Source organism: Streptomyces gamaensis, assembly GCF_042656465.1.
In the GTDB taxonomy this organism is placed as follows: Bacteria; Actinomycetota; Actinomycetes; order Streptomycetales; family Streptomycetaceae; genus Streptomyces; species Streptomyces gamaensis.
In genome coordinates this window covers 35,671-49,680 of the sequence record NZ_JBHSPB010000025.1, presented here as the reverse complement: position 1 = coordinate 49,680, position 14,010 = coordinate 35,671, and the positions used below count along the sequence as shown (strand labels likewise).

The 14,010-nt window shown below is 73.2% G+C and carries 12 protein-coding genes; 1 reads left to right on the top strand and 11 read right to left on the bottom strand.

Features of this window, described 5'->3' with window-relative positions:
- Positions 1-81: 81 nt before the first annotated feature.
- The 11 genes from ACFP1Z_RS29150 to ACFP1Z_RS29100 all read right to left on the bottom strand — a co-directional run bounded on the left by ACFP1Z_RS29150 (position 82) and on the right by ACFP1Z_RS29100 (position 12,053).
- The gene (locus ACFP1Z_RS29150) at positions 82-1,737 is read right to left on the bottom strand and encodes an AMP-binding protein (RefSeq protein ID WP_390320691.1); all 1,656 of its coding nucleotides are present in this window, start codon (positions 1,735-1,737) and stop codon (positions 82-84) included.
- Positions 1,738-1,749: 12 nt separating this feature from the next.
- Positions 1,750-2,358 carry a methyltransferase family protein gene (locus ACFP1Z_RS29145; RefSeq protein WP_390320690.1) on the bottom strand — a complete coding sequence of 203 codons (609 nt, stop codon included), beginning with the start codon at positions 2,356-2,358 and terminating at the stop codon, positions 1,750-1,752.
- Positions 2,359-2,410: 52 nt separating this feature from the next.
- On the bottom strand, positions 2,411-4,672 hold the full coding sequence (locus ACFP1Z_RS29140; RefSeq protein ID WP_390320688.1) for an MMPL family transporter: 2,262 nt from the start codon (positions 4,670-4,672) through the stop codon (positions 2,411-2,413).
- A 38-nt stretch (positions 4,673-4,710) separates the two neighbouring features.
- On the bottom strand, positions 4,711-5,568 hold the full coding sequence (locus ACFP1Z_RS29135) for a 4'-phosphopantetheinyl transferase superfamily protein (RefSeq protein WP_390320687.1): 858 nt from the start codon (positions 5,566-5,568) through the stop codon (positions 4,711-4,713).
- Positions 5,569-5,579: 11 nt separating this feature from the next.
- Positions 5,580-6,137: a ferritin-like domain-containing protein gene (locus ACFP1Z_RS29130; protein WP_390320685.1), complete on the bottom strand. Its 558-nt coding sequence runs from the start codon at positions 6,135-6,137 to the stop codon at positions 5,580-5,582.
- A complete protein-coding gene (locus ACFP1Z_RS29125) occupies positions 6,134-7,240 on the bottom strand; it encodes an SDR family oxidoreductase (RefSeq protein WP_390320684.1) in 1,107 nt (368 codons plus the stop codon). The genes ACFP1Z_RS29130 and ACFP1Z_RS29125 overlap by 4 nt, the downstream gene beginning before the upstream one ends.
- Positions 7,237-8,166 (bottom strand): class-II aminoacyl-tRNA synthetase family protein, encoded by a 930-nt coding sequence (locus tag ACFP1Z_RS29120; RefSeq protein WP_390320683.1) that lies wholly within the window; start codon positions 8,164-8,166, stop codon positions 7,237-7,239. The genes ACFP1Z_RS29125 and ACFP1Z_RS29120 overlap by 4 nt, the downstream gene beginning before the upstream one ends.
- The gene (locus tag ACFP1Z_RS29115; RefSeq protein ID WP_390320682.1) at positions 8,163-8,459 is read right to left on the bottom strand and encodes a hypothetical protein; all 297 of its coding nucleotides are present in this window, start codon (positions 8,457-8,459) and stop codon (positions 8,163-8,165) included. Before ACFP1Z_RS29115 ends, ACFP1Z_RS29120 begins: the two co-directional genes overlap by 4 nt.
- Entirely contained in the window at positions 8,449-9,366 is a 918-nt protein-coding gene (locus ACFP1Z_RS29110) for a diiron oxygenase (RefSeq protein WP_390320681.1), read from the bottom strand. The genes ACFP1Z_RS29115 and ACFP1Z_RS29110 overlap by 11 nt, the downstream gene beginning before the upstream one ends.
- Positions 9,363-10,421, bottom strand: a complete 1,059-nt coding sequence (locus ACFP1Z_RS29105; RefSeq protein WP_390320680.1) for a 3-oxoacyl-[acyl-carrier-protein] synthase III C-terminal domain-containing protein — start codon at positions 10,419-10,421, stop codon at positions 9,363-9,365. The genes ACFP1Z_RS29110 and ACFP1Z_RS29105 overlap by 4 nt, the downstream gene beginning before the upstream one ends.
- Before the next feature lie 306 nt (positions 10,422-10,727).
- Positions 10,728-12,053: a PucR family transcriptional regulator gene (locus ACFP1Z_RS29100; protein WP_390320678.1), complete on the bottom strand. Its 1,326-nt coding sequence runs from the start codon at positions 12,051-12,053 to the stop codon at positions 10,728-10,730.
- A gap of 521 nt (positions 12,054-12,574) precedes the next feature.
- Here ACFP1Z_RS29100 and ACFP1Z_RS29095 point away from each other — a divergent pair.
- A complete protein-coding gene (locus ACFP1Z_RS29095; RefSeq protein WP_390320677.1) occupies positions 12,575-13,795 on the top strand; it encodes an MFS transporter in 1,221 nt (406 codons plus the stop codon).
- Positions 13,796-14,010 lie beyond the last annotated feature (215 nt).

Genomic DNA, 14,010 nt, shown 5'->3' with positions numbered 1-14,010 from the left:
ATCACAACGGACGCGGCCCGCGGTGGAGCGCCGAAGGATGACACCTGCGGCCAGAAGTTGATCAAGGACGGGGCGGCGCCCTCAGCGGATGACGGTCGCCCCCTTCACCCCGCCCTCCTGCAACAGCCGCCACATGTGCCGGCGCCGCAGCTTCCCGCTGGTGGTCCGTTCGAGCAGGCCGCGCCGCCCCGCGACGAGGGTGAGCGAGGGCTCCGGCCCGAGCTCGCCCCTCAGCAGGCCGGTCACCGCGTCCGTCCAGGGGCCGGGGGCCCGCTCCACGAACACGGCGAGACCGGCCCGCCCCCGGTCGTGGACGGCCACCACCCCGACACGGTCCTTGTCGAGGCCCGCCGCGGCCGCCACCTTCGCGTCGAGGTCCTCGACGTACACACTGCGGCCGCGCAGCTTCAGGCTGTCTCCCATCCGGCCCAGCACGAACAGCTCGCCACGCAGCACGAACCCGGCGTCCCCGGTGCGCAGTTCACCGCCCGCGAACCGGGTGGCACCGCCCTCCCGGCCGCCGTGGTAGCCGTCGGCGACCGAACTGCCGGTCACCGCGATCTCCCCCAGGCGGCCCTCGGACAGCGGGCGCCCCGCACGGTCGAGGACCCGCACACCGATACCGTCCGCGGGGTGCGGCGCGCCGTGCCCGGCCAGCCAGCCGGATCCGGGCCCGACCGGCCGGTCGCCGAGGGCCGTCTCCTCCAGGACCGTGACGGGCTCCCCCCACCGCAGCGAGGACCAGTCGGGGCGCACCAGCCGGACCGGGGCGCCTCCGCCGGTGACCGCCAGGGTGTTCTCGGCCAGCCCGTACGCGGGCAGATAGGCCTCGGGGGAGAACCCGGCCGGTGCCGCGCGGCGGGCGAACGCGTCCAGGGCCGCGGGGTCGACCGCCTCCGCCCCGACGAAGACCGTGCGCCAGCCCGAGAGGTCCAACTCCTCGATGACACCGGGCCGCAGCCGCCGCGCCGCGTAGGCGAAGGCGAACGACGGCGCCGCCGTGTGCGCCGCCCCGCCCGGCCCGAAACAGGCGAGCCAGCGCGCGGGATCGCGGATGAACTGCTCCGGCCGCATCAGCCACAGCGGGGACTGCGCGGCGACGGGGAAGAGACAGCAGCCGATGAGGCCCATGTCGTGGTGGAGCGGCAGCCAGGACGCGGTGCCGTCCCCGTCCCGCCAGCCGGTCATGCGCGCCTGCACCGCGTGGTTGGCGGCGATGTTCCCCCACGTGACCCGCACGCCGCGCGGCGCCCCGGTGGAGCCCGAGGTGAACTGCAGCAGGGCGATCCCGGACGCCGGGCGCACCGGCGCCGCCACGGTGCCCTCCCGGGGCGTCCACGGCGCGTCGGAGCGGCCGGCCCGGGCCATCGCCCGCGCGGCCAGGGGCGTGAACTCCTCGGCGGTCACCACGAGCGAGGGCTCGGCCTGCCGCAGGATGCCCGAGACGTAACCCACGTACTCGTCGTCCGTCTGGAAGGACGGCGGGAGCAGCGGGCAGACGGTGGCCCCCGCCGTCCAGGCGGCGAACAACGCGGTCAGGAAGGAGCGTCCGCTGGGGAGGACCAGGGCGACGACCGAGCCGGGCCCCACCCCCGCCCCGGCCATCGCGGTCGCGACCCGGCGCGCGCAGACGGCCAGCTCCCGGTAGGGCACGAAGTCCCAGCCGCCGCGGTCGTCGGCGAAACGGACACCCCGCTGCGGGTGCGGCCGCGTCAGCCAGGAGATCAGACGTGACATCACCGGCCCCCTTCAGTGCTCGACGGCCGCGGCGGCCGCCGGCGTCCCGTCCGCCGGGATCCTGCCCAGGCGCGGGAAGAAACGCCCGGAGCGCGCGAGGTACGAGCGGTACTGCGCGCCGAACTCCGAGGCGGCCAGCCGCCGTTCCTCCCGAACCGCCGTGGAGCGCAGCGCGGCGAAGCCGTACACCGCGAAGGCGGCGGTGACCCAGTGCGGCCACACGCACAGCGCGGCGAGGAACGCCAGCAGGAACGCCGAGTAGAAGGGGTGCCGGATCCGGCGGTAGGCGCCGTGGGTCACCAGGTGCCGGGGCGCGTCGTCGTCCTGGTGCCACAGCGCCAGCGGTACGCGGTGGGTGCCCAGCGTCAGGAAGATCAGCGCGATGGAGGCCGCGTCGAGGACCACCGCGAGCAGGTCCAGTCCGGTGCGCCAGCCCACGGGGGCGAGCGGCTCCCGGCCGAGGACCGCCGCGAGCACGACGAGCGCCGGGCACAGGAAGAACGGCCATGCCGTCAGCCACCACTTGACGTTGAGACGGCCGTCCGAGCGGAAGAAGACGCGCGGCAGGGCGCCGATGCAGGCGAAGTTCAGCGACAGCAGGAGGAGAGCGGAGCCGTCCACGTGCGGTATGTCCTTTCCGGGGTGTCTTCGAGGATGACGACTGCGGTGCGGTTCAGGGCCGGGCGGCGGGCTCCTCGGCCCCCACGGGCGGGGACGTCCGGGCCCGGCGCCCGGGCAGCCACCAGTTCCACGCGCCCATGAGCTGCATGGCGGCGGGCACGAGCACCAGCCGCACGACCGTGGCGTCCAGGGCGACGGCGACGGCCAGTCCCAGGCCGAGCTGCTGGATCGGCACGATGCCGGTGAAGGCGAAGGCCCCGAACACCGCCACCATCAGCAGGGCGGCACCGGAGATCAGCGGCGCGGTGCGTGCCATCCCGTTCGCGACGCTCGTGGTGTTGTCCGCGCCGCCGTCGAACTCCTCGCGGATCCGGTGCAGCAGGAAGACCTCGTAGTCCGTGCTCAGGCTGAACAGGATCGCCAGCAGCAGGGCGGGCACGAAGTTCTGCAGATGGCCGAACTCCTGGAAACCGAGGAGCCCGGCGACGGAGGAGTGCTGGAAGACCAGCACCAGCACCCCGTACGTGGCCCCCAGCGACAGGAGGTTGATGACAATCGCCTTCAGGGGCAGCAGCAGCGACCGGAAGCTGGCCAGCAGCAGGAGGTAGATCACCACCAGCATGACCGCGACCACCACGGGCAGCTTCTTCTCGATCGCGGCGTTGGCGTCCACGCCCTCCGCCGTCTCGCCGCCCACCACGGCGTCCAGGCCCGGTGAGGCCCACCGGTCCACCAGTGAACGCGTCGAGGAGACCAGGGCGCGGGAGGAGGGAGCCGCCGCGTAGTCGTCCGCGACGACCTCCAGCACCAGGGTGCGCCGGTCGGCGGAGACGAAGTGGTCGACGGTGGCGCGGGCATCGCCGGGAAGCCGGCCGAGGGCGGCCGTACCGAGCGCGGCGAACGGCCGTCCGGGACTCGCCGCCCGCAGCGCCTCCAGAGGCGAGTCCACCCGCACGACGTGCGGCAGCGCGGCCAGACGGTCCCGCAGCGCGACGAGCCGGCCGCCGTCCGCCGACGCGTCGAGCGGGGTGCGCGAGGTGACGGCCACCGTGAGCGGCGAGGCGCTGCCGGGCCCGAACTGCTCGCGCATCGCGTCGAATCCGGCACGCACCGGGGAGGACTCCGGCACGATCCGCGCGTCGGGAGTGAAGGTGCGCAAGGACAGCGAGGGCGCGGCGAGCGCCGCCGTCGCCAGGACCGCGACGGTCAGGAACAGCACCGGCCGGCGCATGATGTGCCGCGCCGCGCCCCGCCAGCGGCGTCCGCGCTCCTCGGGCCGTCCGCGCCGGCCGGGCAGCCGCCCCCACAGGACCCGCTCACCGAGCAGGTGCAGCACCAGGGGGAGCACGGCCACGGAGGCCAGGACCGCGAAGGCCACCACCACGACGACGCCCAGCGCGATCGACTGGATGACGTTGAGATCCACCAGGAACAGGCTCGACATCGCCAGGACGACCACCGTCCCGGAGAAGACGACCGTCCTGCCGCTGGTGCGCAGCGCCGTGGCGAGCGCGGTGTCGCGGTCGTGCCCGCGGGCGAGTTCGTCGACGTAGCGGGAGATGACGAACAGCGAGTAGTCGACGCTCACCCCGAGGCCGATCATCGTGGCGGCGTTCTCCACGAACACCGACAGCTCGACGTACCGGGCGAGCAGCGACATCACTCCCAGGGTGAGGACGATGGCCGTCGCGGAGACCACGAAGGACACCACGGCCGCCGCCACGCCCCGGTACAGGAACAGCAGAATCACCAACAGCAGCGGGAAGGTGACGAGTTCGGCCTTCGTCAGGCCCTCGCGGCTGAGCTCGTTGATCTCACCGAACAGCGTCGCGGCGCTCACCAGACTCACCCGCAGCCCTTCGGGCGCCCAGCGGCGGTCGATGTCCTTCTGCACGCCGGGCAGGACGCGCCGCGCCGTGCCGTCGTCCAGCTTCAGGCCGACGAGGGTGACGGCGGTGCGGCCGTCCTTGCCGAGGAACGGTCCGCGGTGGGCGGGGGAGAGCGTGGTCCAGCCGTAACTCCCCGCCACCCGGAGCCTGCCGTCCCCGGTCACCTCCCGTACCGCCCGGCGCACGCGCGCCTCGAACGCCGGGCTGTCGGCGGTGTTGCGTTCGTCCCGGACCACCACGGTCATCCCGCCTGCGCCCCGGTCGGCGAAGCCGGACCGCGTCGCGGCGACGGCCTGCTGCGAACCGGAGCCGGGTACGTACCAGCCGCCGCCGCTCAGCCGGTCGGCCAGCGGCAGCGCGGCCACCCCGGCCGCTACCAGCGCCACGAGCCACAGCAGGAGCACAGGAAGGCGGAACCGGGTCATGGCCCGGACCAGGCGCTCGGACACGGCGGGCCGCGGGCTCAGGGCCGGACGCCGACGAGCGCGGCGAGTTCGCCGAGCGTGCTGACGCCGCGCAGCTCGTGCTGGGTGAACACGGTGCCGAACTCCTCCTGCAGATCGATGGCCATCTCGACCAGCAGGAAGCTGTCGGCGGCGAGTTCCCGCAGCGTGGTCTGCGGCGTCAGTCTTTCCGCGGGGACGGAGAGCGTCGAGCCGACGCGGTCGGCGACGTCGTCGAAGGTGAGGGCGGGCACAGGGTTCTCGCTTTCCGGTTCTCGTGGTCGTGGCGCCGCGAGGGCCGCGGCGACGGTCAGACGGCCGCCGGGGATCCGGGCACTCGTGTAGCCGAAGACGGTGTCGTGACGGGTGTCGTGAGGGGTACGGGCCCGGCCGCTGCGGGCCGCCGGGTCGGCCGTGCGGTAGTCGTGCAGCACGGTGCGCCGGTTGTGCGGATCGGCCTTGAACAGCGCCTCCTTGACGGTCCACAGCCGAAGCCGCTCGCCGGCCCGCGCCGCCTCGGGCAGCGCGGCGAGGTAGGACCGCTCGCGCTCGTCGAGGAAGAAGCGCGCGGTGTCCACCCGCGCCGGCCGGTCCGCCTCGAAGTCGACGCCGAGGCCCCGCAGCCGGTGTGCCGTGGCGGCGGAGCGCGGCACCGCGCCGGCCGCCACGGCCGTCCCCTCGCCGTGCGAGAGCGACAGCCGCCGGTGGGGGAAGGCGTACGCGCCGGTGTCGGGCGGCAGCCCCAGCAGGCCCAGCAGCAGCCGCAGGGCACGCCGGGAGACGAGCCACTGGCCGCGCGCCCGCGCCGGGAGCGCGGCGAGCCGCTCCCGCTCCCGCGCGGTCAACGAGGCCTCGGCGAGCGGCTGCCGGGTCAGCACGGCGAGCACCTTCACGGGCGGTCACCGAGGAAGGCGACGCGTTCGCCGTACTCGGCCAGGGTCCTCGCGTAGACCTCCTCGTCGGCCGCGGTGAACCGGGCGAGGGTGTCGTCCACGACGTCCTGTCCGTAGGCGGCCGCCATCTCCCGCAGCGCGTCGCGCACGTACTTCACGTGCCAGCGCTCGTCCTCCATGATCGTCTCGATGGTCGTCCGGACGCGCGGGTGGACGTCCGGGGCCCGCAGGTGCCGGCGGTACTGGCCGATCACCCGCTTCTCGAAGACCTGGGTGATCGCCATGATCTCCATGAGGTTCGCGGGCAGGCCGACCGCGTCGAGGTACTGGTCCTGGTACGCGCCGGACAGCTTGCGCGCGCTGTGGCCGAGGTCCTCGATGCAGCGCGTCCACTGCTTGGCGTGGTCGGCCTCGTCGGCGAAGTGGTGGGTCACGTCCGCCTGGAGCGGGCCCCCGCGCAGGGTACGGGCGACCCGGCCGAAGAACAGGGCGCCGTTGATCTCGGACGAGCGGTAGTAGCTGAGCAGCCACAGGTCGTTCTCGGAAAGGTTCACGTGTCCACCTCCTGGGAGCGGCGGCCCCAGCGGGAGGCGACGAGCCGGCCGCAGACGGCTTCCGCCAGGGCGACGGGATCGGGAGCCGGGCAGGCCGGCCAGGCGGCCCGCAGCGCCGTGTTGTGGAAGGTCTTCGGCAGGTACAGCTGGTGGGCGAAGGGGGAGACCGAGGACAGCGCCTGGTGCACGGGCCCGGCCCGCAGCAGCCCGGAGGCGCCCAGCAGGTCCGTGAAGCTCTCCTCGTCGCAGGGCAGCGGGCGCAGCACCCCGCGCCGCGCGAACCCCTCGTCGCGCTCGAAGACGGCGAAGGCGGCATCGACGAGCTCACCGAGCGAGGCCGTCGCGCCCGGGTCCGGGCAGACGTGGTAGACCCCGCGGGAGACGGCGGGGTCCAGCAGCCTCACCAGCGCCGACGTCGTGAACGAGGCGGTCGCCAGGCTCAGCGGGGTGCTCCGCTCGCCCGGCAGGAGCGACAGCAGCCCGTAGAAGAACAGTTTGAGGGTGTTGTGGAAGACGTTGTGCTGGGTGACGCGGCCGCTGTCGTCGTCGGCGACGACGGTGGGCAACCGCAGTACACAGACCGGCAGTTCACCGGCGGCGTCCAGCACGAGCTCCTCCGCCGCCCACTTCGACCACTCGTAGTGGTTGACGAAGCCGGCGTCGGCCAGCCGTTCCTCGCGGACGTCGCCGCGCCGCCGGCCCGCCGCGTACAGCGTGGACAGCAGGGCGAACCGCTGGAGGCTGGCGCAGCGGGACGCGAACGCGAGCATCCGGGCGGTGCCGTCGACGTTGACGCGCCGTGCGGTGGCGCGCTCGACGGTGAAGCGGGTGACCGCTGCGGCGTGGACGATACGGGTCACGCGCCGCGCGTCGACGCCGTCCAGGACACCGTCCCGGGTGACGTCGGCGGCCACGATCCGCGTCCGGCCCGTCGCGTCCTCGCCGAGCGCGGCGGCCAACCGGGCTTGTTTCCCGTCGAGTTCGGCCCGGTCCCCGGCGCGGACGGCCAGGACGAGGTCGTCGTCGCCCTCCGCGAGCAGGGCGGCGGCGAGGCGCTGCCCGAGGTAGCCGTCGGCGCCCGTGAGGAGCGTGGTTCCCCTCATGCCGGGCCCCCGCCGAACGCCCGGCGCACGGCCGCCGCCGCCCGCACCGCATCGGGCCAGGAGCCGGGATCGGTGCCGTGCCGGCCGGTGAGCGCGCAGAGCCAGCGCTCGATGCCGAAGGCGACACAGGCGCTGTGCGCCGGCTCCCCGCCGAGCGTGATGTCGAAACCGGCACCGAAGTGGTCGTGGTGGCGGTTGACGGAGGCGATGGCCAGATCGCCGCCGTGGACGGCCTCGTGCTTCACCGGTTCGACGCGCTGCAGCAGGTAGCGCGGATTGTCGCGCGGCCGGAAGAACGGGTCCGTCGCGGCCTGCCACGCCGGCGCGAGGCCGACGAGGGAGAAGAACATGTCGAGGGCATCCCGGGCCAGTTGGAGAAAGGCGGCCGTATCGGCGGCCGTCCCCAGACAGACCACCTCCCGCATGGTGAAGGCGCTCAGCCGGCGCAGCGGCACGTACTCCCGCTCGTGCCGGAAGCAGGTGTTGCGTGTGGTCACGTACCGGGTGCCGTCGAGAGCCTGCCCCAGACGCTCGTCGAAGACGTGGTAGCAGGCGGCCGGGGTGAGGACCTGGGAGGCGGGGGAGAGCCGGGCGCGGGCCACGGCCCCGTCCTCGTCGAGGACCGGACCGGCCAGGAAGGCGTCGAGATCCGCCTCCCCGGGGCCCAACCGGGTGGCGAACGCGGCCTGATGGGGGAAGGAGCGCAGATAGTCGACCCGCTGCAGCCGGCTCGCGGGCAGCCAGGACGGGTGCCGCTCCTCCTCCGCCCGCCACAGACCGGCGAGATCCGCGAACGCCCGGTCGCAGTCCTCGGCCAGCCGCAGCAGAGGACCGCGCAGCACCACCTGCCCCGACGACCGCCAGGACAGCCCGACGCGGGCCAACTCCCCCAGCGGCACGGGCCCGTCGAGCGCGGTGCGGCTCATGACGCCACCCCGCTGCCGCCGATGCCGTCACCGGTGCCGTGCCCGCAGCGGCCGCCGAACCGGAGCATCATCGCGTCGATGGACCGGAAGTCCCCCGGGCGCAGGTCCTCGACGTCGACAGCCACTTCCAGCAGCCTCTCCAGCAGCAGGATCAGCTCGGGCAGGTGGATCGACCGCAGGTACCGCTCCTCGAACAGGGCGGTCCCGTCGGTGACGCGGTCACCGTCCCGGCCCGCGGACTTGGTGAGCACCCAGGAGCGCAACTGTTCCCGGATCTCCTGGTCAGAACGCATCCGCTGGCTCCTCGTCCACGATTCCCGTCGTCGTGAGAAAATCCATGACCCTCTGCGACACCGCGCGGCGGTGCTCCCGCTGCGCCGGCGCGGACCACGCCGACTCGGCGACTCCCCACGGGTCGTCAAGACCGGCGTCGGCGTAGACGTCGGGGTTGTAGTACTCCCGCCAGCTGGCGGTGACGTACTCGCGGAGGTGGTCGCGGACCCCGGCCACCGTGTCGCTGTCCCACGAGGGCGCGCACGCCTCCCACAGGGCGGTCACCAGGCGGCGGCCGAAGACCAGGTGACGCGCCTCCTCGACGTGGTGGTTGTGGTTGATGAACCGTGCCAGCGGGTGGAGCCGGGCGTCCCGGGACTGCGCCCGGTTGTAGTGGTCCACGATCTCCTCGAAGACCATGGTCCTGGTGAAGAACAGGAAGTCCTCGACGTCCCGGGGACGGTGGTCGCGCGCCTCCTCGAAGGAGAACCGGCGGCCGCGGTAGACCTTGGCGTACCGGGAGCAGAACCCGCCGAAGAAGACGCTGTGCTTGTTCTCCTCGTCGAGGAAGTGGTGCAGGTAACCGGCCACCTCCAGCAGGTCCTTGCGGTACAGCCGCTCGGCCAGGCCCTGCATCAGGCCCTTCTCGCCATGGATGTTGAGGCTGTAGAAGTTGGCGGCCTCGTGGAAGGCGAGGCGGCGGCGCGCCCTGTCGTCGAGCCGCTCCCAGTGGCCGGTGCCGTACAGGCTCACGTACTCGGGGCTGCTGAACCACTCCTCCTCGGGCCGGACTTCGCCGGGCCACTCCACCGCGGTGTAGGGGTTCTGGTAGGAGCGCCGCGAGAGGTGGCTGAGCCGTGCGGCGGTGGGGCCGAGCGAGGCGAGTGCCTCGGCCAGCCGGGCTGTGCGGGTGTCGGTCGTACTCACGCGGTCCTCATCGGATGGGCGTCGGACGGGCATCGGTCGGGTCGGGGGGCCGGGGCGGAGAAGGAGGGGCCGGGACCGGGCCGGACCCCGGCCACGGCCGGGGTGGCCTCCAGCAGCACGCACTGCCAGTTCAGGCCGAAACCGGCCATCACCAGGGCGATCCGCGCTCCGGGCCGCACCTGCCCGGTGGCGAGCAGCTCGCAGAGGTTGACGACGGTGTCCGCCGAGATGACGTGGCCGACGTCCGGCAGGGAGGAGAAGCAGACCCTGTCGAAGTCCACGCCCAGCAGCCGGGCCAGGATCTGCCACGCCGTGGCGTGCGTGTTCTGGGTGACCACCCAGTCGAGATCGGCCGGGGTCAGCCCGGCGCGGTCCAGGGTCTCGCGGACGAGCCGGTGGGTGTAGGAGAAGTAACTGCCCACCGTTTCGTCGTCGCCCGCCCGGCCCAGGCCGCCATTGGTGATCTGATGGGCCGTCACTATCCGGAAGGCGGCGGGCCGCCGGCTGACGACGCAGGCGGCGGCCCCGTCGGAGATGAGGTTGTACGCCTGCTCGTACAGGGCGCCCTCGGGGAAACGGTCGGCCGTCACGCACAGCACCCGCTCCCAGTCCTCCTCCGCCCGCAGCAGGGCCCCGGCCAGCCGCAGGGAGCCCAGCATCGCGGTGCACGCCTGCTGGTCCAGGCCGAACACGACGGCGTTCCGCAGCCCGAACTCGGCCTGCAGCCGGCTCGCGGGGAAGTCCATGAGGTGTTTGACGTCCCGGTCGGCCTCCCACGCCCGCGGGTCGTCGCCGCCCGCGTTGCCGGGCAGACAGCTCGCGTAGACGATCGCGTCGATACGGCCCAGCCGGCCCGAGTCCGCGAGCTCGGCCGTCACCCGCCGCGCCAGGTCGTAGGAGGTGGTGGCGGGTTCACAGATGTGGTGCAGGCGGAAGCCCGCTTCCTGAAGGTCCTGCGGCCGCGACACCAGCCGTCCTGCCGCGGCCGATTCGTGGACCTCCACCTTGCGTTCGCCCAAGGTGTGGACGAACGAGTCGACGAAGACATCCGTCACGGACAACTCCCCTGCACGCCAACGCGAACAGCCCGCGCCGCGGTCGCCTGCGCCCGCGCCGTCGCGGACGGGACCGGCGGATCGATCGGGCCTGTGCGCTCATCCAGAAGCCACACGGCCTGGTGGCCCCGTGGTCGAAGGCGGCATCCCCCGCACGCCCTCGCGTCCCCCGCATCCATGATTCCGCCCGGCCTCCGCCGCGTCGATGGCCGCCCGCTGCGGCTTGCCGGGGCGCGACTGTGCGCCGAGCACAACGGGCCCGCGGGGGCCCGCCGGGCGGGCGGCCGCGCGGCAGGCAGAGGGAACTCAGGCGGTCCTGGCCGCCGGAGGCGGGGGAGAGGCCGGCGGCAGGGTGCGCACCGCGACCAACGCCATCCGGCAGGCGAGCTGATGCCGGTCGTCGTCCAGCGACCGGCCGGTCAGGGACTCGACGCGGCGCAGCCGGTTGAGCACGGTATTGCGGTGGCAGTGCAGGATCTCGGCGGCCCTGGCCGCCGAACAGCCGCAGTGGAACCACGAGTCCAAGGTCGCCAGCAACAGGCTCCGTTCGTCCTGGGCACACTCCAGGAGCCCGCCGAGCGCGTGCTGGGCGAGCCGCCGGGCGACATGGGGGCTGGTCACCACGAACGCCTCCAGCAGCCGGTCGTCGAACGCGGCGACCCCGGCGGTCCCCGGCGGCAGGGTCTGCAGCGCCGTCTCGGCGAAGTGGTGGGCGGCCGCGAGCTCGGCGAGGCCGCCGACCTCGCCGGAGACGCCCATACGGTGGCCCCTGACCCCGGAGAGCCGTTCGACGAGCTGCCGCACCGGGGTGCGCCCCAGCTCCACCAGGCCGACGGTCCGGTCGCCGCGTGTCCGCCACACGGCCTGGACCGTGTGGACGGGCAGGGCGGGAGCGGGCCCCGGCGCCGCTTCGCCGCCGGTGTCCACGGTGATCACGACGAACCGGCCGCGGGGCGGCAGGCCGAGCGCGATGCCGGCCTCGGCGGCGACGGCGGGCTCGGTGCCGCGCCCTTCGAGCAGCGCGTCGACGAGCGCGTCCCTGCGGGCCGCGTCCTGGCGGCGGGCGTCGGTCTCCGCCGAGCGGTAGCCCTCGACGAGCGCGGAGGAGTAGGTGTCGAGCATCTCCCACACCGGGCCGCTCTCGTCGACGAGGCGCCGCAGCACCTCGGGGGAGTCCGCCCCGGCCTCGTCGAACAGCTTCTCCCACAGCAGTTGCGTGGCCAGGCGGTGCATCCGCAGCACCGACTCCACGGCCACGCCCTCCCGGGCCCGGCAGTGCCCCCAACCGGTGGCCACGGCCAGCGGATCCCCCTCCGGCGTCGGCCCCGCCGCGACGAACCGGAGGAATCCCAGCAGGTGTTCGCGCAGGGACCGGCGGATCTCCGTCTCGGGCAGCCGGTCGTGGTACCCCACTCCCCGCTCCTGCGCCAGCTCCATCAACTCCTCGACCAGTTGCGGTGCCCGCCTGATCAGCGCCCCGGCGAGTGCGGGGACCACCGAGCCGGCGCCGGCCGGCGGCTGCCGGTCGGGCAGGCGCACCAGGCGCGCTCCCCGGTCCGCCGTCCCCCGGCGGTTCCCGGCGCCGCCGACGGCGCCCCCGCGAACCCCGGCCGCGTGCACGGGTAACGACATGGGAACTCCCTTCCTCTCCTCGGCCGTCCACTGCCGACGGCTGTCGTTCGTAGGCTACGAGGTGTGACGAGGGAGTCGCCTGCCGTGTCCGCTTCCGGGCGGAAGCCCCGCCGGCGGCCGGGGGAGTTGAACATTCCGGCGCCCTGGGCGCTTCCAGGAGGGATCCCGCTCCCCTGAAACCTCCGCAAAATCCTTCTCAAATCCCCGCTGTCCGGTGAGAGTTGATCCGTTTGTGACGGGTGTCACAGGAGTAATTCCTGGACGCGATGACCCGTACCCGGCTTCGATGGAACCCGCGAGGCCGATGATCTCGGCCCGGATGACGGGGGATTACCCGAATCTTGTGGTTGGCGACGATGCCGAACGAGAGGTGGGGACATGTCAGGGATCCTGACGTGCAGAAAACAGATGTGCAGAAACCAGGCGTGCAGAAACCAGGCGTGCAGAGAACAAAAGGCCCGGGCCGCGCATCCGGCTCCCGGCCGGAGGTCCGGTTCACGGGACCGCGCCACAGCCGGATCATGCTGAGCCGCTTCCTCCCGCCGCGCGGGCCGGCGCGCACCCTCACCGGCATCACCCTGGTGCACACCACGGGACAAGGACTGTGGATGGCCCTCAACGCCATCTACGCCACGAGCGTGCTGCACCTGTCACCCGGACAGTTCGGCATCGGAGTCGGCGTGGCCGCCGCTGTCGCCCTCGCGGTGAGCACCCCGACCGGGCACCTGGCCGACCGCGTCGGCCCGCGCGCCGTGCAGATCTGCTCCTTCCTCGCCCTCGCACCCCTCACCGCGCTCCTCCTCGCCGTCCACGGCTTCGCCGCGTACCTGCTGGTGGTGAGCGTGCAGGCGGTGGCCTACAGTGCCAGCCGCAGCGCACGCATGGCGATGGTCGCCGGACTGGTCCCGCCCGAGGAGAGGGTGTCCGTCCGCGCCTACCTGCGGGCCGCGAGCAACGTCAGCGTCTCGGTGGGCGCCGCCCTCGCCGGTGTGCTGCTCGCCCTGGACGCGGTGTGGGCCTACCACTCGGCCGTCGTCCTCAACGCGGTGACCTGCCTGGCCACCGGGCTGCTCTCACTGCGGCTCCCCGCGGTCCCGCCCCAGCCCGCCCGCCCCGGACCGGCCCTGATCGTGCTGCGGGACCGGCCCTATCTGACCTTCGTGGTGCTGGACGGACTGCTGTCCATGCACAACCTGCTGCTCGACGTCGTCCTGCCGCTGTGGATCCTGCGCCACACCGGCGCACCCCGCTGGATGATCGCCGCGATCCTGCTCACCAACACCGTCGCCGTGGTTCTGCTCCAGGTCAGGGCGGCACGCGGCACCGACGAGCCGACGGCGGCGGCCAGGGCGTCCCGGACCGGGGCCCTGTGCCTCGCGCTCGCCTGCGCGGTGTTCTCACTGACCGGCGGCGTCTCCCCGGTGCTCGCGTGCGTGCTGCTCCTGGCCGGCGCCCTGGCCCATGTCCTGGGCGAGGTACGGCAGTCGGCCGGCAGCTGGGGCATGGCGTTCGGCCTGGCACCCGAGCACGCGCAGGGGCAGTACCAGGGCACGTACGCGATGGGTGCCGACCTGGGCAAGATGATCGCCCCGGCCCTGCTGACCTGGCTCGCCGTCGAGCACGGCACGGCGGGCTGGATCGCCATGGGCGCCGGCTTCGCCCTGACCGGCTCCGCCATGCCGCCCCTGGTGAACTGGGCCCGGCGCAGCGGAAAATCCGCACCCGGCCCCGCGGCGGCGTGACCGCGCCTCTTTTTCTGTAACCGCGTCTCTTTTCCGTACCCGGCCTCTCCCGTAATTCTCCGTGGCGTGCGGCGGAATTCCGCCGCACCATCGGCACGGCTGTCACGGGAGAAGAAGAACTCGTGCCACGCGTGAATTCGGCATGCACAGAAAGACGATTGTTCCCGCGTCCGGAGCGGCACGCGAAGAACATTTTCGACAAGGGGGAACACCAC

Excerpts from the sequence above, each read along its gene's own strand:
- ACFP1Z_RS29140 (WP_390320688.1), bottom strand. The coding sequence starts at position 4,672 with ATGACCCGGTTCCGCCTTCCTGTGCTCCTGCTGTGGCTCGTGGCGCTG.
- ACFP1Z_RS29120 (WP_390320683.1), bottom strand. The coding sequence starts at position 8,166 with ATGAGCCGCACCGCGCTCGACGGGCCCGTGCCGCTGGGGGAGTTGGCC.
- ACFP1Z_RS29115 (WP_390320682.1), bottom strand. The coding sequence starts at position 8,459 with ATGCGTTCTGACCAGGAGATCCGGGAACAGTTGCGCTCCTGGGTGCTC.
- ACFP1Z_RS29100 (WP_390320678.1), bottom strand. The coding sequence starts at position 12,053 with ATGTCGTTACCCGTGCACGCGGCCGGGGTTCGCGGGGGCGCCGTCGGC.
- ACFP1Z_RS29150 (WP_390320691.1), bottom strand. The coding sequence starts at position 1,737 with ATGTCACGTCTGATCTCCTGGCTGACGCGGCCGCACCCGCAGCGGGGT.
- ACFP1Z_RS29125 (WP_390320684.1), bottom strand. The coding sequence starts at position 7,240 with ATGAGGGGAACCACGCTCCTCACGGGCGCCGACGGCTACCTCGGGCAG.
- ACFP1Z_RS29095 (WP_390320677.1), top strand. The coding sequence starts at position 12,575 with ATGCTGAGCCGCTTCCTCCCGCCGCGCGGGCCGGCGCGCACCCTCACC.